Raw genomic sequence first — 24,619 nt, forward strand, 5'->3', positions numbered from 1 at the left:
CATGTGCTGTAAAAACTTGGGATGGTTCTAATTGGAATCCAGCTGGTAATCCTACCGCTACTGATCATGTTGTCATTTCAGACGACTATGATACTGCTACCGACGGCGGAAGTATCACTGCCTGTGAAGTCACCGTTGATGCCTCGACAACGTTAACCATCAGTGCTGATGATTTTTTAAGCGTGGCAAACAATATAACCGTAGATGGAACACTGAATGTTGCGCATACCGCAAATGTGGTACAAATTGATGATGCAGCAACTGTAACCAATAACGGAACAATTAATGTTTATGTAGATACTCCTGCTTTAGATGGAAGAGATTTTATGTTAATGGGGAGTCCTATGACTACCGAAACAAGAGCTGGTGTTTTTGATGGAGCAATGCGAATTCGCAATCATCTTACTGAAAACTTTAGTCCAAACACCGAAGTAATGGAAGCATCAAATGGTGCAGGGGTTTGGGTAGATGAAGAAGGAGACGATTGGCTAGTGTATGAAGCAGGTATTAATCCAGGAGAAGGATATATGGTGATGCGCGATATTGTAGGTCCTGCAACGGCATTAAATCTTAATTTTACGCAAGGAACATTAAATAATGGAGTAATTACGTATGCTGCTGAATATAATGGCACTCAAAACGCGAGTCCAAATATTATTGCTAATCCGTACGCGTCGGCAATCTCGGCAACCGACTTTATCAACGCAAATGATAATGTTGATGCAGTTTATTTCTGGGAACATATAACAGCTCCTAACAGTGGAACTCCTGGCCCTTACGGATTGGATTATACAATGGAAGATATTTCAATATTCAATTTAACTGGAGGCACCAGTGCTGCTGGATCGGATGCTGGGACTTTACCAAATGGAATTATTTCTACCGGACAAGGATTTGGAGTTAAAGCATCGAATGCAGAACCTATTACCTTCAACAATTCAATGCGACTAACATCTGGAAACACAACTCTTCGCAAAAGAGATATTGACCGTATTTGGCTAAATGTTCAAAGTAATGGATACGAATTAAACAGTACTGCTTTAATCGGTTTTATTCAAGAAGCAACAGATGGAATTGACATAGGTTATGACGCAAAGCGTTTGGCTACAAATGTCGCATTGTATTCACACCTAGATGACGGATCGAATCAATTAGGAATTCAGTCTAGAGGAGTGTTCAGCGAAAACATGAAAATTCCAATGGGATTTGCAACTCTTATTGATGAACAAATAAATTATACAATTTCTATTGAAAATATAGAAGGGCTAAATTTAGAATCTGCTACTGTTTATTTAATAGACAATCAAGAAGAAACTATTACCAATTTAAGTAATGAAGACTATACTTTTGGAAGTGAAAAGGGAATCTTTGACAACAGATTTACAATTCAATTTGTACCTGAAGTTATTCTTGGAACAGATGCTAGTGTTTTAGAAAATATTGCCATCTACCCTAACCCTACTCAAAGCATACTTTCAATAGTATCGCCAAAATTTATGGTTACAAATGTTACTGTTTATGATATAATAGGTAGAGTAGTCATGAGCCAGAATTTCGAGAATAGCAAAAAGGTAGCAATAGACCTTTCAGAATTAAATAGTGCAATTTACTTTGCTGAAATTAATACGGAAGCTGGTAAAATGACTAAGCGTATTATAAAGGAATAACTAACTAACCAAATTTTATGAAGCCGTTTTCAGTTTATAACTGAAAACGGCTTTTTTTTGAAGAATAATTTGTGAAACAATTAGACATTTTTCTTTTTACTACAGTTCGTATTTGTCGGATCACTTTCCGAAGAAAACACATCGAACGCGAAAAAAACTATGTCTATTTAAAACAAAGAAGCGTCTGTACTAATAGTAAAAACAGCGAAACTAAGCTTTTAATGATTCCCAATTAAAGACAATATTCTTTTCAATATCGGGATGTAAACTATGATGTACTGGACAGGTATTTGCCGTATTTTCAAGAATCTGCTTTGTCTTTGCATCAAACCCTGAAGGCAACTCCATAATAACGTCTATTTTTGAAATTCGGCGTGGATTGGCAGCCATTGTCTTAGTAACCAACGCGGTGCTACCATCCAAACTCACTTTCATATCACGCGCTTTTATTCCCATCATTGTTAGCATACAATTGGCTAAGCCTGTTGCCACCGTATCGGTAGGAGAAAACGCTGCACCTTGCCCATTGTTATCGACGGGAGCGTCTGTGACGTATGAATTTCCTGAAGCTAAATGCTCACAATTTGTTCGTAAATCACCAAGGTAAGTTACTTTTGATGTACTCATTCTACTACTTCAAATTCTAGGTTATTCATATACTTAATAATATAAGTAGCTCTATTTTGATAACCACTAGTACTATTTTTAGCATACAAGAACTTGTTTTCCACATATTCGGTTTCAAATTCTTCTTGTGTAGCATCGTATAAACTTTCGTTAGAACTCAATCGCAGTAACACATCGTATGCAACATCAAATCCGCGAACTGCATAGCGATTAGGGTACACACCGTATTTGTTTTTGTAGCTAATTAAAAATGGATCTTTGTCTTTATAACTATAACTTTTATTTACTGAAGGAAAAGTAAAATTAAGTTTTGCCAAATGCATGTTTGAAATGTCGTGGTAATCGTATGCATCATTTTTATCTAATGTAAACAAACGCACTTTATAAGTTTCTGGCATTCCGTTTAACAAGCCTAATACATTACTAATAATTCCAGGATCGTCTGATTCTAAGATCACCCAGTTTTCTTTATTCTGAACCATTTTAGCGTTCAAATCGGTCACGTACAAAAATCCTTTTTCGCGAGGCGATAATGTTTTTGCTGAAGGCAACTCACTCAATATTGCTGCTTTTTCAGTTTTTTTATTAGCGTCGGAAATTAAAAGAATATTTTTATTGGCACTATTTGCTTTTAAGAAAGACAACATAGATCTACGCAACATCGCGTCGGTAGGAAGTGTCTGAAAAAAGTTTGAATGCGAATTCATGGTTCGGTTACTCAACGGAGAAAATACAGGGATTTTTGAACGTTGCAATAATACTGCTGCTTTCTCTACATTTTTTTGACGTAACGGCCCTATAACCGCATCTACATTATCAAAATTTTCTTGTGCGATAATTGTACTTGTTTTAGTTTCACTTCCTTCGGTATCGTACACATCTATATTTACCGAAATCCCCAAGTCTTTCGCAAACTCGGCAGCCATTAATACTCCGCTATAAAAATCGAGCGTAAGGCGCAATAACCCTCCTTTTTTAAGAACTTCGCTATTTGAAGCGGAAGAGCCATCGGTTATTTTATCGAGCCCAAACGGCAACATAACCACAAGGTTCTTCTTTTCTTTGTTATAAACTCTATTTTCAAGTTTTACTGTAACTGCCTTTCCAGAAGATATTAAGTCGATGTTTTCCTTCGGAATTTTAAGAATCATTCCTTCTTTAAGACCTTCCTTCGCAAAAGGATTTAAGGAAACAATCTCTTCTTCTGAAAGTCCTAATTTAACTTTTAATCTAAAAAAGCCTTCTTTAGGTTGTACTTCATAGTAATCATACCCTTCTTCAATAGTAGCAGAAGCCACAGAATCAGTATTGGGAACATTAATAATTGCACCTATCTGAAGCGAATCTCCCATTGTTGGATTTAACGCTTCTAATTCAGGGATCGTTATATCATACTTTCTAGCAATACCATATTTTGTTTCTTTGGCTAAGACTGTATGCTTTTTCGACGTTACTTCTACAACTTCCGAAGTGCTTAAACCACTTCCTATTTTTAACGTAATAGGAATTTGTATTTTCTCTCCTTTTTTAAGCTGTCTAGAATACAATTCCTTATTGTATTTCTTAATGTCATCTACACTTACATTGTACTTTTTAGAAATGCTAAATAACGTCTCTTTGCGCTTTACTTTGTGCTTTTTAAACTCAATATCTGCTGTAGTAACTCCTGTCCCTGCTTCTGGAATAATTAATATGGAATTTTCTCTAACACCACTTTTAACGTCTGGATTTAAACGATAGATGGCTTCAGTAGAAACACCATAATCTTTGGCGATACTATAAATTGTTTCTCCTTTTTTAACATAATGACTTTTATATTGCTGCTGCTGTTGCGCTATAGAGCCACAGCTCACATTCACAATAAAAAGTAAACTTATATACAGTACTAATCTCATCGATTATTATTTTTTATAACATCTAAAATTTAAAAACAGTAGTAAAGTTTATGCTTTACTAAAACTATTCCCATTCGATAGTAGCAGGTGGTTTCGAACTAATATCGTACACTACTCTATTAACGCCTTTTACTCGGTTTATTATATTGTTTGACGTTTCTTGTAAAAACTCATACGGTAAATTCACCCAGTCTGCGGTCATTCCGTCGGTTGACTCCACAGCGCGTAACGCCACTACTTTTTCGTAAGTACGCTCGTCACCCATTACTCCTACACTATTTACTGGTAGTAAAATAGCGCCTGCTTGCCATACTTTATCGTACAATCCCCATTTTCGAAGTCCGTCAATAAAAATAGCATCTACCTCTTGTAAGATACGAACTTTTTCAGCCGTAATATCTCCCAAAATTCGAATCGCCAATCCAGGACCTGGAAAAGGGTGTCTTCCTAACAGCTCAGGATCAATTCCCATTTCTTTTCCTACGCGACGTACTTCATCTTTAAATAACATACGCAATGGCTCTACCACTTTTAACTTCATGAAGTCTGGCAATCCACCCACATTGTGGTGCGATTTAATTGTTACGGAAGGTCCGTTTACCGAAACACTTTCAATAACATCTGGATAAATAGTTCCTTGTGCTAACCAATGTACATCTTCAACCAAGTGTGCTTCATCGTCAAATACTTCAATAAAAGCATTTCCAATCGCCTTACGTTTTTCTTCAGGATCTGTTTTTAATTCTAATGCTTTCAAAAAACGTTCCGAAGCATCCACTCCTTTTACGTTTAAGCCCATGTGCTTGTATTGATCTAAAACACTGTCAAACTCATTTTTCCGAAGCAATCCATTGTTTACAAAAATGCAAAACAGATTTTTACCTATTGCCTTGTGCAATAAGATTGCGGCAACCGTAGAATCTACTCCTCCACTTAATCCTAAAACAACTTTATCGTTGCCTAATTTATCTTTTAATTCTTGAACTGTCGTATCGACAAAAGCAGCTGGCGTCCATTCTTGGGCAACACCTGCAATATGTACCAAGAAGTTTTCTAGCAATTGTTTTCCATCGGTAGTATGATATACTTCTGGATGAAACTGAATCGCATAGGTTTGTTCTCCTTCAATACGATACGCTGCATTTTTCACATCGTCTGTACTTGCCAAACACACTCCATTTTCGGGAAGTTTAGCAATGGTATCACTATGACTCATCCAAACTTGTGTTCCTTCTGTTATAGAAGCAAACAAATCGGTATGATTATGAATGGTAGTTAATTTAGCACGTCCGTATTCGCGAGTGCTCGAAGGCTCAACGCTCCCACCCATGAAATGAGCTAAATACTGCGCGCCATAGCATACTGCCAACAAAGGTTTTTTCCCTTTAATTTTAGTAAGGTCTGGATGCGCGGCATCTTCATTACGAACCGATAATGGGCTCCCTGAAAGGATGACGGCTTTAAAATTATCTAAATTTTCTGGAATTTTGTGGTACGGATGAATCTCGCAGTAAATATTGAGTTCTCTTACACGTCTTGCTATCAGCTGTGTATACTGCGATCCGAAATCTAAAATGAGGACGTTATTTTGCATAGGCAAAAGTAAGGTAAAAATTCATTTTGGCTAAATTGGTTTTAGAAAATTTTATAGTTTTTTTCGCTTTTTTCATTGTTGTAAATCTATCTACAACCCGAAGAAAAACTAAGGACTTCTTGACGGTAATTATGTAAGAGTATCTCTACAAAGAAAGAATTGTAAAATTGGGATCTAACGGGCGAAGTTCTTTTTTCAATTCTTGTAACAATACATCTCCATATTCCAAATAGTATTCAGAGAAATTAACGGTTCGCTCCTGCAAGCTTTGCTTCGGAAACAATTCGTCTTGAATGGCTGTTAATCGATCTAATGCAGCTGCCAAGTTACGCTTTTGTGCTTTCAATAATCTTTTTTCAAGATTTGACAAGCCATTTATTTGCTTTTTCTCTTGAGCCTCAACTGCACCGATAAACGAAGCATCTGTTTTTTTTGCCAATTCGTGCAGGGCTTCAAATTGCTTTTTTAAAAATTCTTTCTGCTCTGAAAAATCAATTTTTATTCCTGAAAGTTGGCGGGTGTATTTTGTTCTTAAATCAGGTTGTTTCAAAAACAAATCGTCAATCGACACTTCTAATTTTTCTAGCTTTTCTGAAAGTAACGTAGGTAACAGCAACACCGAATTCCGAAGTAACAATATCGGAAATGGAACTTCAACCGCTTCAAAATAATCTTTCAACTGAAACCAATACGCCAATTCACCACCACCTCCTGTATAACACAGATTGGGTAAAATTACTTCTTGATACAAGGGACGCAACAATGCGTTGGGCGAAAAGCACTCCGGATTTGCATCTAATTTCGATAAAATTTCAGCTTCCGTAAAAGATAGATCCGTATCGTTTACATAATACATTCCGTCTTTTTTAATAATTCGCTCTCGAATTCCTTCCGCGAGATAAAACAAATTAATCTCTCGAGGATGCACTTGTTCTGGATACCCTAAAGCTGTTAATCGTGTTGTAGTTTCTGTAATTATGCGATGCGACAGCTGCTCCAAAAGTTCTTTTTTCGCAAACGGAACGAATGCTTTTTTAAGTAACGCATCATTCCCATCAACAATCACCAAGCCGTATTCTGAGAATAATTGATTTCCTAAATACCGCGTTGCTTCCGTTAAATTTGTATGTTTTGTGTAGGCTTCTGAAAAAAGAGCCGTCATTTTTTTAGCATTATTACTTGCTCCCAAAGCTGCTTCAAACTGCTTCAAGACTTCCGATAATCCTTCCGTAGAAAGTTCCCCCACTGCACCCCCACTTTCGCGATTCCAAGCGATTTTCTTTCCGAAGAGATTAAAATAATTAATTTCATCAAAATCATGATCTTCCGTAGCCATCCAATACACCGGCACAAAATGCGATTCAGGATGCTTTTCTTTTAGTTCTTCTGAAAGATTTATTACCGAGAAAATCTTGTATAAAAAATACAATGGCCCCGTAAATAAATTAAGTTGATGCCCGGTAGTGACAGTAAATGTATTTGAATTTGAAAGTGATTCTATGTTGGCAAGCGTTGCTTCTGAAGCGTCTGTAGTAGCGTATTGTTTATGTAAGGCTTGCACCAAAACAGCTCTAGATTGAGCCGAAAACGAGTTTTTCTTTTCTGTAATTTGCTTCTGAAAGTTCTCCAACATAGGGAAGTTACCATAAAACGACGCTAACGTATCTTTTTCAGCAAGATAATCACACATTAATTTTGAGAAATATCCAGTATCGGAACACGAAATCGTAGTTTTTGGCATAGCGTTTTTTAGAAATTAAAACAAAAATACGGTTTAATTCAGAAATCAAAATTCTGATTCTCTATTTTGGTAAAACTTTAGGAAATAAAAAGAAACTCAAATTGGAATTTGATGTTTAGAAATTCAATTACCTTTAGCTTTTATAATTAATTACTCGACTACATATGACGCGTTATTTTACTATTGTTCTTCTCTTTTTAATTACAAGCCTTCACGCACAATTACAATCGCCTGCCGAATTTTTAGGCTACGAAATCGGAACTCAGTTCACCAGACATTCAGAGGTGGTTCGCTATTTTGAACACGTTGCAGCCAACAGCGATCTCGTAAACTACACTTCTTACGGAAAAACGAACGAGCGCAGACCCCTAACCTATGCTGTTATATCGAGTCCACAGAACATCAAAAACATTGAAACAATTCGTCACGACAATTTAAAAAGCATCGGAATTGAAAGTGGTGCTGCAAATCCAAAAATTGCCATTACGTGGTTAAGCTACAACGTACACGGAAATGAAGCTTCCAGCACCGAAGCTGCAATGGCAACGCTTTACACATTAATTACCGAAAAACAAGACTGGCTGCAAAATACAGTTATTGTGATGGATCCCTGTGTAAATCCTGACGGTCGCGATCGATATGTAAATTGGTACAATCAGGTAAAATCGACGCCTTACAACTTAGCGCAAGCGGCTACAGAGCACAACGAACCTTGGCCTGGCGGACGACCAAACCACTACTTATTCGATTTAAATAGAGATTGGGCGTGGGCAACGCAAGTAGAAAGTGAACAGCGCCTAAAAGTTTATAACCAATGGATGCCGCATATTCACGTAGATTTTCATGAGCAAGGAATTAATGATCCGTATTATTTTGCACCCGCTGCAAAACCGTTTCATGAAATCATCACTCCTTTTCAGCGCGATTTTCAAACAGAAATAGGAAAAAATCACGCCAAGTATTTCGATAAAGAAGGATGGTTGTTTTTTACACGCGAAAGTTTCGATTTGTTGTATCCAAGTTATGGAGACACCTACCCTATTTTTATGGGAGCCATTGGAATGACGTATGAGCAAGCGGGTCACGGACGCGCAGGATTAGGAATCAACACGGACGAAGGCTACGATTTAACCTTGGTAGACCGTGTGGCGCATCACACCACTACAGGAATCTCTACCATTGAAATGGCTTCAAAAAACGCAGCCCGATTGGCGACAGAGTTTAAATCATTTTTCACGAATCCCAATACAAAATATAAAAACTTTGTGCTTAAAGGGAATCCTGACAAACTGAAAGCAGTTACAAAATTACTCGATAAGCATGAAATCAAGTATGGTTTTGCCACAAACGGAACGGTAAGCGGATATCATTATTCTGATGTAAAATCAGGGTCTATGAATGCCAAAGGAGCTTTGGTTGTGAGCACGCAACAACCCAAAGGGAAAATGGTTTCCGTATTGTTTGAACCTGAAGCAAAACTTGAAGACCCGTTAACATACGACATTACAGCGTGGAGTCTTCCGTATGCATACGGACTGGAAACCATCGCTACAACAGCTACTGTAGCTACAACAAACAACGCTCCATATGAGAACTTCACGAATACACCCTTGCCTTCAGGAGCGGGTTACATTTCGAAATGGGATGATATTAGTGATGCTTCTTTTTTAGCTGAATTGCTTCAGAACGACATTAACGTGCGTTTTTCAGAAAAGGAATTACAATTTTCTGGAAATACCTTCGGAAGAGGGAGTCTTGTGATTACTAAAAGTGACAATAGAACGAACAATCAGTTTGACCAATTAGTTACTTCTATTGCGAACAAACACCAACGGAAATTATACGCAACACCTACAAGTTTTAGCGACAACGGAACCGATTTTGGGTCGCAATACATTAAAAGCATTACGGCACCTAGCATCGCAATGTTACGAGGTGACGCAGTGTCATCATTAAGTTTTGGCGCAACATGGCACTTTTTTGAAACACAATTAAAATATCCTGTTACCAATATTGAAACAGATGATTTATCGGACTTAGATCTTTCAAAGTTTACGATTCTTATTTTTCCAGAAGGTTGGTATAGCTCGCTTCTGAATGAAAGCACGATCTCAAAATTGAAAGAATGGATTTCTAATGGTGGAAAAATTATTGCCACAGGAAATGCCTTAAGTGCTTTTGAAGGTATGGAAGGATTTGACTTGGTTGAAAATACTTCCGAAGAAAAAGAAGATGAAGAAACAGAAAAAACACCCAACCTAACTCCTTACGACCAAAGAGAACGCGAAAGTGTAAAAGATTTTATCACAGGGAGCATATATAAAGTACAAATAGATGCGTCGCACCCGATGGCTTTTGGGTATGGAGACACTTATTTTAGTTTAAAACAAGGAGGTGATTCGTACGCCTTTTTAGAAGATGGTTACAATGTTGGCTATTTAAAAGATGATGCTATCAGCGTTTCTGGATTTTCTGGTGTAGACGCCAAAGCAGGTTTGAAAAACTCAGTTGTTTTTGGAGAAGCAAGAATGGGCAAAGGAAGCATTGTGTATTTAGTAGACGATGTATTATTCCGTTCTTTTTGGGAAAATGGTAAACTGTTTTTCGCCAACGCATTGTTTTTTGTAAACAATAACAAAGCAGGGCTTTAAGAAACAAACAGGCATACAAATTAGGGCAGCTTGATTATCAAAATAGCAAGTTGCCCTTTTGAGTTTTAGTTAGAAAAGCTAATGTCAGGATTTAACTATCTGAGTCGATTGCCCACTCTATTGTTTCTTCTAATCCGCCAGTTAAATTTCGTCCATATCTATCGACTTGAAAACTAAGTTCTTCTAGATCAATCTCATCATCCTCTCCAATTTTTCCGTTCTGTCTTGACCCTGCACTTAAGGCGATGGTTCCTTTTTTCCAAATGTGAATGTGCGGATAGTTAGTAGCCGGAAAATTACCTATAAAATATTCCTTCCCTTTTTTTTCAATTTCACATCCATTTTCTTTCGCTTTGGCTATAAAATCTTCTAGTGAAACTTTTCCCATTTTTTAAAGTATTAAATTAGTTTTCTTACTCGTATGGCTTTTCAGAATATCGCCCCGTTTTTAATGGTTTCTGGACTCCACAAATTTGTGTAGGTTGTTTTTTGACGTGTTGTCGTAAACTAATTGGGGCATACTAACGTGTTGCATCTGGTTCTGGATACAACGCAAAAGGAATGTGGTATTATGAGATTGTCTTTTTAGCTACAAAAGTTATAGCATTGAGGAAGTGCTCACAGACAAATCTACCTGTAATTTGAAGTTACTAAGGTAGTTAAAAAAAATTAATAGTCACATAACAACTTAACTTTTAAGGATTTAAGCTGTAACGTATTGTAGACAATCCTATTAAGATTGCGAGTATTGGTATAAGAAATAAAAGAAGAGAACAACCAATACAATTTGAAAAAGGTTTCCAATAATTGCATTTTTCTTCAACTCCCTTTGATTGTAAAAACTATTGAAACTTTTCTTTCCGAAACTGGCAAAATACCTAAGCAAAGCTCCAAACCATTCCGAAGTATTAAGCTGATTTTCACCTTCACTTGCCCAATCCATATCGGTATCCGATTTTAAATTGAAGTGTTTAAAATGAGCTTCATACACATTGTAAGAGAATTTGTTGCCAATATGTTTTCTCCCCGTATTATCTGTAAGAATGGCGGTGCATTTAAGGTGCGGATCTTCTTGAAACACTTTAATGTGAAATACTGCTTCTTGTATACATTCGGAAGGAAGTTTTTCTTTTTCTAAAGTAGCATCTATTATATTCTTTAACCTTGGTAAGTACGCTAAAACAGCTTCAATCTCTACTTCTTCAGGAAGCACCTTTTTGTTAAGAATATCTATTTTCAATTCATCTATGGCATTTTCAGCAGCGATATTCCATATCCAAGTCGACATAGCCCCCTTCTTATAAAAAAATGAATCACTAAAATAGGTTGTCGTGAGATCATCGGGTAATGCGTCAAGGATTTTTCTATTTTCCACTAGAGGCTACAATTGATAGTAAGATGTAAACTACAAAAAAAAAGATACGGTATTGAAATTTGGTGTCTTCAACCACATACAGCGCTACACTTCTTATTTTTTTTCATTTTTCAAAAGCGCATTCTTCTTTTGTTTTTCTTGCCATCTTTTTACGGCATATTCTTGCATATCGTCTACTTTGTCTTTCTCATCTACAATTTCAAAACCGAGTAGTGTTTCAATAATATCTTCAAGGGTTGTAATTCCAGCCATACCTCCGTATTGATCAACAACTAAGGAAATGTGTATTTTTTTCTGAAGTAATTCTTCCCAAGCATCAAACAAAGTAATATCTCTTGAAAACACAATAATATCGCGCTTCACATCTTTTAGTTTTAAATCAAATTGATCTTCCGCTAATTTTTCAAAGACTAATTCTCTTAAAACATAACCTGTAATGTTGTCTTTGTTGTCTTTATAGATTGGAATTCTTGAAAAATGCAATAATTCTTTATTCTCCAAAAACTCTTTCAGCGTCATTTCTTGATTTGCAGCAACCACTACAATTCGAGGAGTCATTACACTATTAATCTTTAAACTTTTTAGTTTGATTAAGTTCTGAATAATTTTGTTCTCTTTTGATGCAAAAACACCTTCTTGTGTTCCTATACTTGCCAATACCGAAATCTCTTCTCTACTGGTTGTAAACTCAGATTTATCTCTTGAAAGTAATTTAGTAAGCTTAGACGACAACCATACCAACGGATATACAATAAAAATTGATGCTTTGATCATTTTTGAAGTAATACCTATTAATTCTCTGCTGTAGTTTGCACCTAATGTTTTCGGGATAATTTCAGTAACAATTAAAATTAAAATGGTTAATACGGCTGAAACGATTCCAAAATAAGCCTCTCCGAATACTACCGTAGCTTGCGCCCCTACTCCAGCAGCTCCAACTGTATGCGCCACTGTATTCAACGATAAAATTGCCGATAAAGGTTTATCAATATCGTCTTTGAGCGTTATCATAGTCTCTGCATTTTTGTCGCCCATTTTAGATTTTGATCTTAAAAATGAAATTGGGACAGACAACAATACGGCTTCCATTATTGAACATAAAAATGAAATAACAAGAGCTATAAAAAGATATAAAAGTAATAATGCCATAGTCTATTTAATATAAGTTTAGTCGTTACTTTTTAAGTACATCACTGTTAATACCAACGTTTTTTATTCTTTTTTGAAGCCGCAGATTTACGTCCCGACTTATGCTTGCTTCCTCCTTTTTTCTTATGAACTTGAGGCTTCGCTTTAGGATCTAACGGATGCGGATGATCTTCTACCACCTGTATCGATTTCTGAATTAATTTCTGAATATTTTTCACATACGCCTTTTCGTCTGCTGCACAAAAAGAATACGAAGTTCCTGTATTTCCTGCGCGTCCCGTACGTCCAATTCGGTGTACATAGGTTTCTGGAATGTTCGGAAGGTCAAAATTAATCACCACATCTAACTCGTCAATATCAATTCCACGAGATGCGACATCGGTTGCGATTAAAATATTGACTTCGCCATTTTTAAATTTATTGAGAGCGGTTTGTCGCGCACTTTGCGTTTTATCGCCGTGCAAGCTTTCTACCTTAAAATCATTTTTTAATAGCGTATTTTCTAATTTGTCTACGCCGTTTTTTGTTCTTCGGAAAATTAAGATGTTCCCTTGTATTTCATTCCGAAGTAAATGTAAACACAACTCGATTTTACTCGATTTTGGAACATAGTATAACAACTGAAGCACATTTTTCGCACTTGTACCTGAAGGTGATACTTCAACACGTTCTGGATTTTTCAAAATAGAAGCTGCCAAATGAATCACTTTAGCAGGCATCGTAGCCGAGAATAGCAAGGTTTGCTTTTCTTCAGGGCACATGCGTTCAATTTTACGAACATCGTCTATAAATCCCATGTCTAACATTAAATCGGCTTCATCTAACACCAAAACTTCTACTGAGTCTAAATGAAGTGCTTCCTGTTTCCGTAGATCTAACAAACGCCCTGGAGTAGCGATTAATATATCGACTCCTTTTCTCAAAACATCTTTTTGCGAGTCTATCGACGTTCCGCCGAACACACAAGCCGTTCGCAAATTCGTGTATTTACTATAATCTTTAAACTCTGCTTCAATTTGAACAGCTAACTCCCGTGTCGGACTCACCACTAGCGCTCTAATCTTCTTTGCGTTTTTAGAAGCATCCTGCTGATGAAATAATAACTGAAGAATAGGCAATGCAAAAGCGGCTGTTTTTCCAGTTCCCGTTTGCGCAGAAGCAATCAAATCTTTCCGTTCTAAAATTAACGGAATCGCCAACTCCTGAACCTGTGTAGGCTCGTCATAGTTCTTTTCGTAAATGGCTTTTAAAATTGGCTTGTTTAGAGCTAGTTCTGTAAAGTGCATAGGTTTGTTTTGCAAATATTTCTGCAAAGATACTACAAACTAAATCACTAGTCCATTTTTTAAGGATTCGTATTTAGATGTAGCTATACACTATCGAAGCTTTTGTGAGCGTTGTCGCAATCCTTCATAGACTACTGCGGTTACTGCATTTGCTAAATTGATGCTACGAATGTGGGTACTGTGAATCGGAATTTTATAGGTTTCATCCCTGTGAGATTCTAAAAGATTCTCTGACAATCCAACCGATTCCTTTCCGAAGATAAAAAAATGATCTTCTTGAAAATCGACCTCCCAGTATTCTTTTGTTCCATGACTTGAGAAAAAAGCCATTGGTTTTCCCTTATGAGTTTCGAAAAAAGCCTCCTGACTCTCATAAATCTTAAGATCTAAATGTTGCCAATAGTCCAAACCAGCACGTTTTACACGTTTATCATTTAATTCAAAACCAAAAGGTTTCACCAAATGCAAAGTGCTTCCTGTCGCTAAACTAAGTCTTCCAATATTCCCAGTGTTATTCGGGATTTCAGGCTCGATAAGGACGATGTGTTGCGGCATAGTATTTTTTGAAAAGATTAGCATACTCGTCATAAAACCAAAAATGGAATACAACAAGATGTGGTATTGAAACAAAAGTACTTAATTATTTACCGAATGTGCTCTATTTCTTCTTCGGAAAAATCCGAGGAAAGCAACCTACAGTTGATGTATTTATCATCATTTAGCTGAAAAACAACTACCCTTTTTAAATGAATATGAATTCATTAAACTTCTGAAGCATGCGTGAGTAAAATACTATTCCCTGTGGCATCGTTTACATAAAAACCTTCCTCCTTTTCTTCGTATTTCGACACATTAGCTAAAGCTTTATTTAAGTTCTCCTTGGTGTTAAAAACAATTTGGAAATAGTTTAATCCAGCATGTTCACTTGGTGCTAAAGATCTGTTTTTTCCATGCCATGAATTTAAAGCAATACGATGTTGATAGGCCCCTCCCGCACTTAGATCGGCATACATAAATTGTGGCAAATAGTTGAACGGAATAAATCCAATTTTTTCATAGAACGCTTTTGAACTTTCTACCAAGTTGGCGTACAAATGCAAATGACCAATGTAGGTGTTATTAGATATAAAATTACTCGTATTTTCAAGATCTAAGTCTTTCAATACTTCTCCTACATCAAGATAATCTGAAGCACTTCGAATGACACCTTCTGAGTCTTCAATTTTGAGGCCTCCATCGGTATGCATTCTTTTAAATCTTTTGGGGGTTTCTAATGTAAATTCAATATTAATCCCATCTGGATCGTCTAAATAAATAGATTTTGACATGGTATGATCTACAGAAGAAAAAGGATAGTTATGCACCACCAATCGGTTTAACATACTTGCAAAGGCTTTTTTATGGGGTGCATGAATCGCAAAATGATAGAGTCCGCTGTATCCTTTTACAAACCTTTTTTTAGCAGCTTGATGAACAACCACTAAGGTCTGAGTTTCAGTTCCAAATTCTGCGGTAGAACCTGATACTTTTCGAGGGTACAACCCCACTATTTCTGTCCAAAAAAGTGTAGCCTTTTCAAGGTTTGTATTATTTAGATGAATCGCCCCAAAGGAGGCAAATTCATTTAAACTGTTCGTTTTTTGATGTGTATTTGTCATTGTCGAAAAATGTGTTGATTCCGAAATTTACAAATGCACCAAAAATAATTTTTCAAAAATTTTCAGTGCTTTGCATTCATCTATCGGGGAGTTAATAGATTGTTTTTTATTCTAATTGATAGCCGCGTTAACGATTGAAGCGGCATCCTTTTTGGTTTTTCGCCAAAAAGATAGAGCTGAAAGCGTGTTAAAACGCCCAAACAACTCGTGAAATCTATTTGTTTAATGTAATGGATTGCTGTTTTGCCTGTATCGGTGCTTTTTTGCTTCTACCCCATGCGATGAATAGAGCGATAGCCATGATCACCACATTCATTCCTATGACTGAAAACTCCCCTCGTGACGCGTGAAAAATAACTGCAAATACCATTACCATAGCAAGACCCAAGGCTGCCCAAACGGTTAAAAAAGGCTTCCAACGAAGTAACGATGGCAGCAATAAACCGATTCCTCCTGCTAATTCGCTGATACCTATAAATCGTACTAAACTCGCTGGAGTTCCTGTAACCCACGGTAAGGATTCTGCCAATGCTTCAATAGGCTGTGAGGATTTCATTAATCCAGCCATTAAAAACATTATTCCTAGTAAACCCTGTGCAATCCAAAGTGTTATGTGTATTGCCTTGCTGTTTTTTGTGTTAGTATTCTCTGTCATTTCTTTTACTGTTTTAATTAGATTGATGCAAAGTTGCAACTATACGGTCTAATTAAAATTAAGGTATCTTAAGAAATGAAATGAAGTTTACTTTTTTGCTATTTTACGTCTAATATCGCTTAGATATTCAGGAGTAACTCCTATGTACGATGCGATTAATTTTAGCGGAAGTCGCTGTATAAGTGTGGGATAAGTATCTGTAAAAGCAAGGTAACGTTGCTCGGCTGTAGCACTCAACAACCCAATAATACGTTTGTTTGCTGCTATTAAATTGTTTCTATATTTATTTGCTATTTCTACAACGGCTTCTTTTTCCAATTCATTCACAGCTCCAAAATCTGACTTACTAAGAGGTATGTATTCGGAATTTTCTATCGCTTCAATAAAAACCAATGAAGGAACCCTATTTGTAAAACTATCTAAGTCGGAAATCATCCAATTTTCTGGAGCAAATTGTACAATGTGTTCTTTTCCTGCAGCATCTATGGTATAACTTTTAAGGCAGCCTTTTTTCACTAAATATCCATAGTTCGCAATTTCTCCTTGACTCAGAAGCATTTCGCCTTTTGAGATCGTTTTTAACGGAGACAGTTTAACACTTTTCATGGTTTGCTAACTTAAATTGTTGCTGTGGTTTTAAAAAAAACGTCTAGGTAACGAAGGTATAAAATTAATCCTCGAAATTGATTTTCAATATATCGATAATTTACTAATAGAACCGTGCCATACAAACGGAAAACGTTCTCACACAATCGTAAAATAGTAAAAAAAATAAAACCCATTATAAAAATAATGGGTTTTACTTAAATCCCCTAATGTTTCCACAGTAGCATAATGGAATACTAAGGTATAACAACATTACTATTGTTATTTATTATATTAACTTCACAATTCAAATTTAGCACTCTCATTACCAGCAACCTATACGTAAAACTACGTAATTATCTACCTTGTTCTAAAAATGTATATTCTGAATTATAAATACCAAAAGTAAGTTTCAAGCATTGTATTGTCAAGAAATTAATATTTAATTAACTAAAAATCAGTTAATTACACTTTATTTCTCGATTAAATACACGACCATTTTTAGTCGTTTGAAGGCAATTTATAGTCAGGACGTACCTCTGAAGATTCTGAAAAACAAACACCGCTAAATCCTTCTTTATTTTCTTTGCCGTTTTTAGCTTCAATCCATTTACTCATGTATTTGGTACTTCGCATGGACTGGTGTTGAAGTATTTGCCCTATAAAATTAGCATTTCGATGTGCTAAAAGTTCGTTTTCCAATTGCTTAATGGTTGTTATAAATGCTTCGGAAAAAGCCGTTTTTTGAAACCTACTTGCTACCAATGCATCGCCATTTCGTTGTGCCGTGAGCCAGCTTTCTTTTTGTGAATACAACTCGACGGAAGCTGCCACAAATTCTGGAATCGTGTCGCTAATTATTCCTGAAAAAGGGAGCGTTCCAAACATTCCTTCGGCGCCAATGTGGGTGGTGACAGAAGGTGTCCCGTAAAACATTGCGTCTAAGAGTTTTCCTTTTAGTCCCGCACCAAAACGCAACGGAGTTAAGCAGACTTTGGCATTTTGAAAAGCTTCTTTTTTATTTTTTACCCACCCCTGAATTAAAAAACCTTCTTTTTCATTATGCAACTCAGATATTTGTTGCGGTGCATAAGCCCCGTACACATGAAGTTTTGCTTTAGGGAATTGCTTCCGAAGTAAGGGCCAAATTTCTTTTTTTAGTTGCAAAACAGCATCTACATTGGGTGCGTGAAATAAGTTCCCAATCGTCATGAAATCGGTTCTCTCTTCAAACGAAGGACGTCTCTTTAGTTCTTCTTCGGAAGGATTTTCTACCAAGAAAGGCAAATAATACAATAACTCTGAAGGCATCTTGAAAATAGCTTTCACTAATTGCATTTCTACTTCAGAAATAATAAGAGACAAATCACAACGAAGCATACTTGCCAATTCGCGTTTTGCGATATCGGTATATAAATTTGCTTCTTGTACAGGAACATTTTGTTTTACAGCTGTTTCTCGTGCTTTTCGTAAAAAATGAAGGTCTTCTGTGTCTAAAATACGTACCGCATTCGGACATTGATCGGCAACGCGCCACCCAAATTGTTCTTCCGTAATATAACGGTCAAAAACAATAATCGTAGGTTTCAGTTGTGCGATAAACACATCAAAACTGGTATTATTTAGTTCAATATGCTCCGTAGCAATTCCCAAATTTTGAAGCGACTCGGATCGTTCCGAAGTACTGGCTGTACTCGCAAAAGTGAGTTGGTAATTAGCTTCAGAAAAAAGAGCCATTAATTGCATCATCCGAACACCAGCAGCCGTTGTTGTAGGTTCTGGAAAGGTGTGACCAATAATTAATACAGTTGGTTTCAAAGGTTGAATTTAGACCTAGTAAAGGTACTTAAAATTACAAAGTATTTAGAGGCTGAGTTGCTATTTTAACGGTAGAAGCATCGTCCGTAATCGCTGTCCAAACTACAAAGGCAGTATCTTGAATCACTTCCAATTGAGGAAATCCACTAGCACGTTCGGCACTCGTTTTCGAAATAATTTTAGGGGCTCCAACAACTCCATTATGTGTCACTTTCACTAGTTTTATAAGCGTAGTATCGTCTACGGTTTCCATCCAACTTACCAAAGCGGCAGTGTTAGAAATCATAGCCACATCGACACGCCCCAAGGCAAAACCGTTGTTAATCTGAATCGGCATTCCGAAGGATTCACCATTGTTTTCAGAAAATACCACTTGCACTTTTGGCACGTCATTAACTGCGGTAAACCATGCTATTGCTAGATTATTATTCAAAGACGAAACGGAAGGTCCATTCACAGGACAGCCTGAAATTTCCCAAACATCGTTTCCTATGGTTTGCGGCTGTGTCCAAGTCCCATCCACAAATCGAACGATGGAAACATCTCTGATTTCAGTCTCACTTCGATCGCGATACACAACCACCGGACCGTTTTCAGTTTGCGCTGCCGACGTCTGACAACAATCGCAAATTCGAGCGTCTAATTCGGTGCGCTCTGTGATTGTTCCCTTTGCATCCACAATGGCACTACGAAGCGTCATGGCACCACTTCCGTGTTCTGAATGCGCATCGTGACCTCCACCATTCATTGTATTTCGTCCGTCAAGCCAAGTAACAAAAAAGGAAGTATCTCCAGAAGGGAGCATTGACACAAAACCGTGTTCACTTTTGGTCCCGTCGTTATGAAGTAAAAGATTTTTGTTCCACTTTTTTTCTTCGGAAGGATATACGTTCAATTTTATATCGTAGGTATAGGTTCCTTTTGCGGATTTCTGAAGAAAACTCGTTAAGAGGGTTCCGTTATTTTCAGCAATGGCAGGAAAATCGGCCCAGTTTACAAACCAATCAGTTCCTGAAATAATGGCTTCGGAAGGAGTCCACGTTCCATTTTTATAGGTTGAATAGAATAAGGTAGTAGTCGTATCCTTTTTTTCAGTCCAAGAAAGAAATAGGTTGTCATGACTTCTGAAAAGCTTCGGAAGAGAACTATTTCCAGTGACTGGATTTTCTATTACTTCTGAAGCTTCAGTTACATCTGAAGTTTGAATCGTTTCCTTTTTGGTTTCAGACTTACAAGAAACAACAAGCATTGAAACAATATACAGGATGCTAACGAATCTCATTCCGAAGTACTTAAAATTATTTTACAACTTCTGCGTATAAATCGAAATCTTCTGCTGCGGTTACTTTTACATTAAAAAATTCACCGGTACGCAAATACCCTTCGTCATTAATAAGCACTTCGTTATCTACATCAGGACTATCAAATTCGGTACGTCCTACAAAGTATCCACCTTCTTTACGATCGATGACCACTTTAAATTCTTTCCCGATTTTTTGTTGATTCAGTTCCCAAGAAATCTGCGATTGAATTTCCATAATCTGATTCGCGCGATCCATTTTTACGTCTTCAGGAACATCATCCTCTAAGTTATACGCGTGCGTATTTTCCTCGTGAGAATATGTAAAACACCCCAAACGTTCAAAACGCATTTCTTCCACCCAACTTTTAAGCGTTTGGAAATCCTCTTCCGTTTCACCTGGATACCCCACAATTAAAGTGGTACGAATGGTCATATCTGGAACGGCTGCACGAAAGTCTTGCAACAATTTTGTAGTCTTAGCTTTTGTTGTTCCACGACGCATCGATTTTAAGATGGGATCTGCAATGTGTTGTAATGGAATGTCAATATAATTACAAATCTTCGGCTCATTACGCATAATTTCCAAGACATCCATCGGGAATCCTGTAGGGAATGCATAATGTAGACGAATCCATTCGATACCTTCAACCTTTACCAAATTTTGAAGCAATTCGCCAAGGTTTCTCTTTTTGTAAATATCTAATCCGTAATAGGTAAGGTCTTGCGCAATAAGAATTAATTCTTTCACGCCATTTGCTGCTAATTTTTCAGCTTCCGTTACCAAATCTTCGATGGGTGTACTTTTATGTTTTCCACGCATAATTGGAATGGCACAGAACGAACACGGACGGTCACAACCTTCAGCAATTTTAAGATAGGCGTAATTTTTAGGAGTTGTTGTTAAACGTTCTCCTATTAATTCGTGTTTGTAATCGGCTCCTAGTGCTTTCAACAAGCCTGGCAATTCGGTCGTACCAAAATACTGATCGACACTTGGAATTTCTTTTTGAAGATCTGGCTTGTATCTTTCAGAAAGACAACCCGTAACAAATACTTTATCTACAATACCTTCTTCTTTTTTCTGAACGTACTCTAAAATAGTGTTTACACTTTCCTCCTTTGCATTGGCAATAAAACCGCAAGTATTAATCACCACGATATTACCTTCCTCTTCGTGAACCACTTCCTTATTGTTGGCGCGTAGCTGCCCCATCAACACTTCACTATCGTATACATTCTTGGAACAACCAAGTGTAACTACATTAATCTTATTCTTTTTTAGTGTCTTTGTACGCATATTTTTTTAAGTAGTAAGGAGTAAGTATTTAAGAGACAGAGTAACAACTCTGAATTCTCGCTCGTTTATCGATTCATTTAGATAAAAAAGAAAGCGTGCAAAGATACTGCTTATTACTAAGAATACAAGGTGTTTCTACAGCTTCATTTCCGCATGTATTTACATCTAACCAGAAACGTATGAACGCATTGTCTTGGTATTGATTTCTTGTTTTGGCTTTTTAAATAGTTTGGGTTTGTATAACTTTACTTTCTTAAAAAAAACAATGATGAAAACACACATTTTATTATTTCTAACCTTTATATGTGCTCCTTTTATGCAAGCTCAAAATGTTATGACTCCCGAACTTTTATGGCAAGTTAAAAAAGTGAGTCCGCTCGGGATTTCTAACGATGGACAAAGCCTAATTTATAAAGTTTCTACTCCGAACATGGAAACCAATGGTTTTGACTCTACTTTTTACAAAATGCCTGTCGGCGGTGGTGAAGCTACATTATTAGAAAGTGCTGAAGGAATGGTTCCAGACAAAAACCTATCTCCAAATTACGGATACCAACTTCTACACAAACCTGTCGCTGTTTCTAAGATTACAGGAAAAGACATGTACTCTGATCTTCCTGAATCTGACGCCTATGTTTTTACTTCATTAGATTATAGACATTGGGATACCTGGAATAACGGATCATACAATCACGTGTTCTACAAAAACATGAAAACAGGTGAAGACACCGACATCATGCCCAACGAACCTTTTTATTCGCCTCAAGCTCCTTTTGGTGGTGATGAAGATTATATCTGGTCGCCAGATGGCACTGAAATCTACTATGTAAGTAAAAAAGTTGCGGGTACCGAATATGCTGTTAGTACCAATACCGACATTTATAAATACAACTTACAAGACAAAACTACGGTTAACATTACTCCTGACAACAAAGGATACGACACACAACCTGCTTTTTCTAAAGACGGAACATTGGCTTGGTTGCAAATGAAAACACCCGGCTACGAAGCTGATAAAAACGACATTATTGTTTTAAATAATGGCGTTCAAATGAACCTCACTGCACGATGGAATGGAACTGTAAACGGTTTTACATGGGCTAAGAACAGCAAAGACATTTACTTTACCGCACCTGTTGACGGAACGATTCAGTTATTTAGTGTGGATTATCCTGGAAGAACTAGAAAAATGCCTGTAGTGCAACAACTTTCAGAAGGACAATTTAATGTAACTGGAATAGTAGCTGAACTTGATAAATCGCTTATTGTGACTAGAACCGATATGAATCATGCTACGGAATTATTTTCGTTCGATTTAAAGTCTAAAAAGTTCACACAACTTACACATGTGAATGATGCTTTTTACAGCAAACTTGACCTTCCGAAGGTGGAGAAAAGATACGTAACTACGAAAGACAATCAGAAAATGTTGGTATGGGTGATACTTCCTCCAAATTTTGATGCTACAAAAAAATACCCAACATTGTTATATGCACAAGGAGGTCCACAATCTGCCTTGACACAATTTTATTCGTTCCGATGGAATTTTCAGCTAATGGCTTCACAAGGCTACATTATTGTAGCGCCCAATAGAAGAGGAATGCCTGGACACGGTGTTGAATGGAATGCTGCCATTAGTGGTGATTGGGGAGGAAAAGCCATGCAAGATTACCTAGACGCCATTGACGACGTTGCTAAAGAATCGTATGTAGACAATGATCGTATTGGTGCAGTTGGTGCTAGTTTTGGTGGTTATTCAGTATTCTATCTTGCAGGACACCACAATGGTCGTTTTAAAAGTTTTATTGCACACGACGGTATTTTCGATATGCGTAGTATGTACGGAACTACCGAAGAAGTATTTTTTGTAAACCATGATATGGGCGGTGCGTATTGGGACAAAAACAATGCAACGGCTCAAAAAGCGTACAATGAATTTAATCCAATTAACTATGTAGATAAATGGGACACTCCTATTTTAATTGTACAAGGTGGAAAAGATTATCGCGTACCTATTGAACAAGGTTTGGAAGCATTTCAAGCGGCACAATTACGCGGAATTAAAAGCAAACTATTGTATTTCCCAGAAGAAAACCATTGGGTCCTTAAACCACAAAATGCATTGGTTTGGCAACGTCAGTTTTACGATTGGTTGAAAGAGACGCTATAAGTCAATAGTTATTGCTACAAACAAAAAAGCCGCAATAAAATCTAAAACAACTAGATTTTATTGCGGCTTTTTTTTATGAAACTTAAGCTTCTCAAAAGAGAAGCGTATCATTCTAATATTACTTAAAGAAACTATCTACAAACTCAAACTTGTTGAATACTTGTAAATCTTCTATTCCCTCTCCTACTCCGATGTATTTCACAGGAATTTGAAACTGATCACTAATTCCAATTACCACTCCACCTTTGGCTGTACCGTCTAGCTTTGTAACGGCTAATGAAGTTACTTCGGTCGCCGCTGTAAATTGTTTTGCTTGTTCAAATGCATTTTGTCCTGTAGAGCCATCTAATACAAGAAGTACTTCGTGAGGTGCGTTTGGTATAACTTTTTGCATGACGCGTTTTACTTTCGTAAGCTCATTCATTAAGTTTATCTTATTGTGTAAACGTCCTGCAGTGTCGATAATTACAACATCGGCATTTTGTTTCACAGCACTTTCTAAGGTGTCGAAGGCGACACTGGCGGGATCACTCCCCATATTTTGGCGCACAATAGGAACCCCTGTTCGATCTGCCCAAATTTGAAGCTGATCGATTGCGGCAGCACGGAAGGTATCTCCTGCCCCTAGAATTACATTTTTACCGGCACTTTTAAATTGATGTGCCAGCTTCCCTATAGTTGTTGTTTTTCCTACTCCATTTACTCCAACCACCATAATTACATACGGGTCGTCTTGCTTTGGAATTTCAAACTCGGTCGCATTTCCTGAATTAGTTTCACTAAGAAGACCTGCTATTTCTTCACGTAAAATTTTATTAAGCTCATCGGTTCCTAAATACTTGTCTTTAGAAACGCGCTCTTCGATACGGGTAATAATTTTAAGAGTCGTTGTTACCCCAACATCACTAGAAACTAATACTTCTTCAAGGTTGTCAAGAACAGCATCATCAACCTTACTTTTCCCTGCAACGGCTTTCCCTAGTTTGTCTAGAAAAGAACTTTTAGATTTCTCTAATCCTTTGTCTAAGGTTTCTTTTTTTTCTTTTGAAAATATCTTTTTAAAAAAACTCATGTTCTGGTTATAGGTTTGTTGTTATCGTTTGCGTGAGGGATTGCGTACGCTACCGTGTAGCGACAAAAGCCCGACT

General features: G+C 37.0%; 19 protein-coding genes. 3 read left to right on the plus strand and 16 right to left on the minus strand.

The window, feature by feature from the left end:
* A partial coding sequence (locus BLQ00_RS15430; RefSeq protein WP_139149435.1) for a T9SS type A sorting domain-containing protein occupies positions 1 to 1,667 on the plus strand: 1,667 nt, incomplete at its 5' end.
* 210 nt (positions 1,668 to 1,877) lie between these two features.
* On the opposite strand, the gene BLQ00_RS15435 is transcribed toward BLQ00_RS15430, so the two are convergent.
* From BLQ00_RS15435 to bshC, 4 genes are all read right to left on the minus strand, one after another.
* On the minus strand, positions 1,878 to 2,294 hold the full coding sequence (locus BLQ00_RS15435) for an OsmC family protein (RefSeq protein ID WP_093145220.1): 417 nt from the start codon (positions 2,292 to 2,294) through the stop codon (positions 1,878 to 1,880).
* The gene (locus BLQ00_RS15440; protein ID WP_093145221.1) at positions 2,291 to 4,189 is read right to left on the minus strand and encodes a LysM peptidoglycan-binding domain-containing protein; all 1,899 of its coding nucleotides are present in this window, start codon (positions 4,187 to 4,189) and stop codon (positions 2,291 to 2,293) included. Before BLQ00_RS15440 ends, BLQ00_RS15435 begins: the two co-directional genes overlap by 4 nt.
* A 64-nt stretch (positions 4,190 to 4,253) precedes the next feature.
* Positions 4,254 to 5,783: a glutamine-hydrolyzing GMP synthase gene (gene guaA, locus BLQ00_RS15445; protein WP_093145222.1), complete on the minus strand. Its 1,530-nt coding sequence runs from the start codon at positions 5,781 to 5,783 to the stop codon at positions 4,254 to 4,256.
* A gap of 145 nt (positions 5,784 to 5,928) precedes the next feature.
* The gene (gene bshC, locus BLQ00_RS15450) at positions 5,929 to 7,524 is read right to left on the minus strand and encodes a bacillithiol biosynthesis cysteine-adding enzyme BshC (RefSeq protein WP_093145223.1); all 1,596 of its coding nucleotides are present in this window, start codon (positions 7,522 to 7,524) and stop codon (positions 5,929 to 5,931) included.
* Positions 7,525 to 7,688: 164 nt separating this feature from the next.
* On the opposite strand from bshC, the gene BLQ00_RS15455 reads away from it, so the two are divergent.
* Entirely contained in the window at positions 7,689 to 10,175 is a 2,487-nt protein-coding gene (locus BLQ00_RS15455; protein WP_093145224.1) for a M14 metallopeptidase family protein, read from the plus strand.
* Between the two features lie 91 nt (positions 10,176 to 10,266).
* On the opposite strand, the gene BLQ00_RS15460 is transcribed toward BLQ00_RS15455, so the two are convergent.
* From BLQ00_RS15460 to rimO, 11 genes are all read right to left on the minus strand, one after another.
* On the minus strand, positions 10,267 to 10,563 hold the full coding sequence (locus tag BLQ00_RS15460; protein ID WP_093145225.1) for a hypothetical protein: 297 nt from the start codon (positions 10,561 to 10,563) through the stop codon (positions 10,267 to 10,269).
* A gap of 345 nt (positions 10,564 to 10,908) precedes the next feature.
* Positions 10,909 to 11,463: a hypothetical protein gene (locus tag BLQ00_RS15465; protein ID WP_139149436.1), complete on the minus strand. Its 555-nt coding sequence runs from the start codon at positions 11,461 to 11,463 to the stop codon at positions 10,909 to 10,911.
* Between the two features lie 180 nt (positions 11,464 to 11,643).
* Complete coding sequence (locus tag BLQ00_RS15470) at positions 11,644 to 12,699, minus strand: CNNM domain-containing protein (RefSeq protein ID WP_093145227.1); 1,056 nt, start codon at positions 12,697 to 12,699, stop codon at positions 11,644 to 11,646.
* 47 nt (positions 12,700 to 12,746) lie between these two features.
* Positions 12,747 to 13,985, minus strand: coding sequence for a DEAD/DEAH box helicase (locus tag BLQ00_RS15475; RefSeq protein ID WP_093145228.1), 1,239 nt, complete (start codon positions 13,983 to 13,985; stop codon positions 12,747 to 12,749).
* A gap of 90 nt (positions 13,986 to 14,075) precedes the next feature.
* Entirely contained in the window at positions 14,076 to 14,540 is a 465-nt protein-coding gene (locus tag BLQ00_RS15480) for a tRNA (cytidine(34)-2'-O)-methyltransferase (RefSeq protein WP_093145279.1), read from the minus strand.
* A 206-nt stretch (positions 14,541 to 14,746) separates the two neighbouring features.
* A complete protein-coding gene (locus BLQ00_RS15485; RefSeq protein WP_093145229.1) occupies positions 14,747 to 15,643 on the minus strand; it encodes a VOC family protein in 897 nt (298 codons plus the stop codon).
* 214 nt (positions 15,644 to 15,857) lie between these two features.
* The gene (locus BLQ00_RS15490) at positions 15,858 to 16,298 is read right to left on the minus strand and encodes a DoxX family protein (protein ID WP_093145230.1); all 441 of its coding nucleotides are present in this window, start codon (positions 16,296 to 16,298) and stop codon (positions 15,858 to 15,860) included.
* 87 nt (positions 16,299 to 16,385) lie between these two features.
* Positions 16,386 to 16,904, minus strand: a complete 519-nt coding sequence (locus BLQ00_RS15495; RefSeq protein ID WP_093145231.1) for a Crp/Fnr family transcriptional regulator — start codon at positions 16,902 to 16,904, stop codon at positions 16,386 to 16,388.
* A gap of 480 nt (positions 16,905 to 17,384) precedes the next feature.
* Complete coding sequence (locus BLQ00_RS15500; protein ID WP_229792659.1) at positions 17,385 to 18,701, minus strand: glycosyltransferase family 4 protein; 1,317 nt, start codon at positions 18,699 to 18,701, stop codon at positions 17,385 to 17,387.
* 34 nt (positions 18,702 to 18,735) lie between these two features.
* Positions 18,736 to 19,983, minus strand: coding sequence for a hypothetical protein (locus BLQ00_RS15505; protein ID WP_093145232.1), 1,248 nt, complete (start codon positions 19,981 to 19,983; stop codon positions 18,736 to 18,738).
* 16 nt (positions 19,984 to 19,999) lie between these two features.
* The gene (gene rimO / locus BLQ00_RS15510) at positions 20,000 to 21,301 is read right to left on the minus strand and encodes a 30S ribosomal protein S12 methylthiotransferase RimO (protein ID WP_093145233.1); all 1,302 of its coding nucleotides are present in this window, start codon (positions 21,299 to 21,301) and stop codon (positions 20,000 to 20,002) included.
* Between the two features lie 268 nt (positions 21,302 to 21,569).
* Between rimO and BLQ00_RS15515 the strand changes: the two genes are divergently transcribed.
* Entirely contained in the window at positions 21,570 to 23,471 is a 1,902-nt protein-coding gene (locus BLQ00_RS15515; protein WP_093145234.1) for a S9 family peptidase, read from the plus strand.
* Positions 23,472 to 23,589: 118 nt separating this feature from the next.
* Here the strand turns inward: BLQ00_RS15515 and ftsY are convergent, their stop codons facing one another.
* Positions 23,590 to 24,543 (minus strand): signal recognition particle-docking protein FtsY, encoded by a 954-nt coding sequence (gene ftsY, locus BLQ00_RS15520; RefSeq protein ID WP_093145235.1) that lies wholly within the window; start codon positions 24,541 to 24,543, stop codon positions 23,590 to 23,592.
* Between the last annotated feature and the right edge of the window lie 76 nt (positions 24,544 to 24,619).

This window comes from Ulvibacter litoralis, from assembly GCF_900102055.1.
GTDB classification, from domain to species: domain Bacteria; phylum Bacteroidota; class Bacteroidia; order Flavobacteriales; family Flavobacteriaceae; genus Ulvibacter; species Ulvibacter litoralis.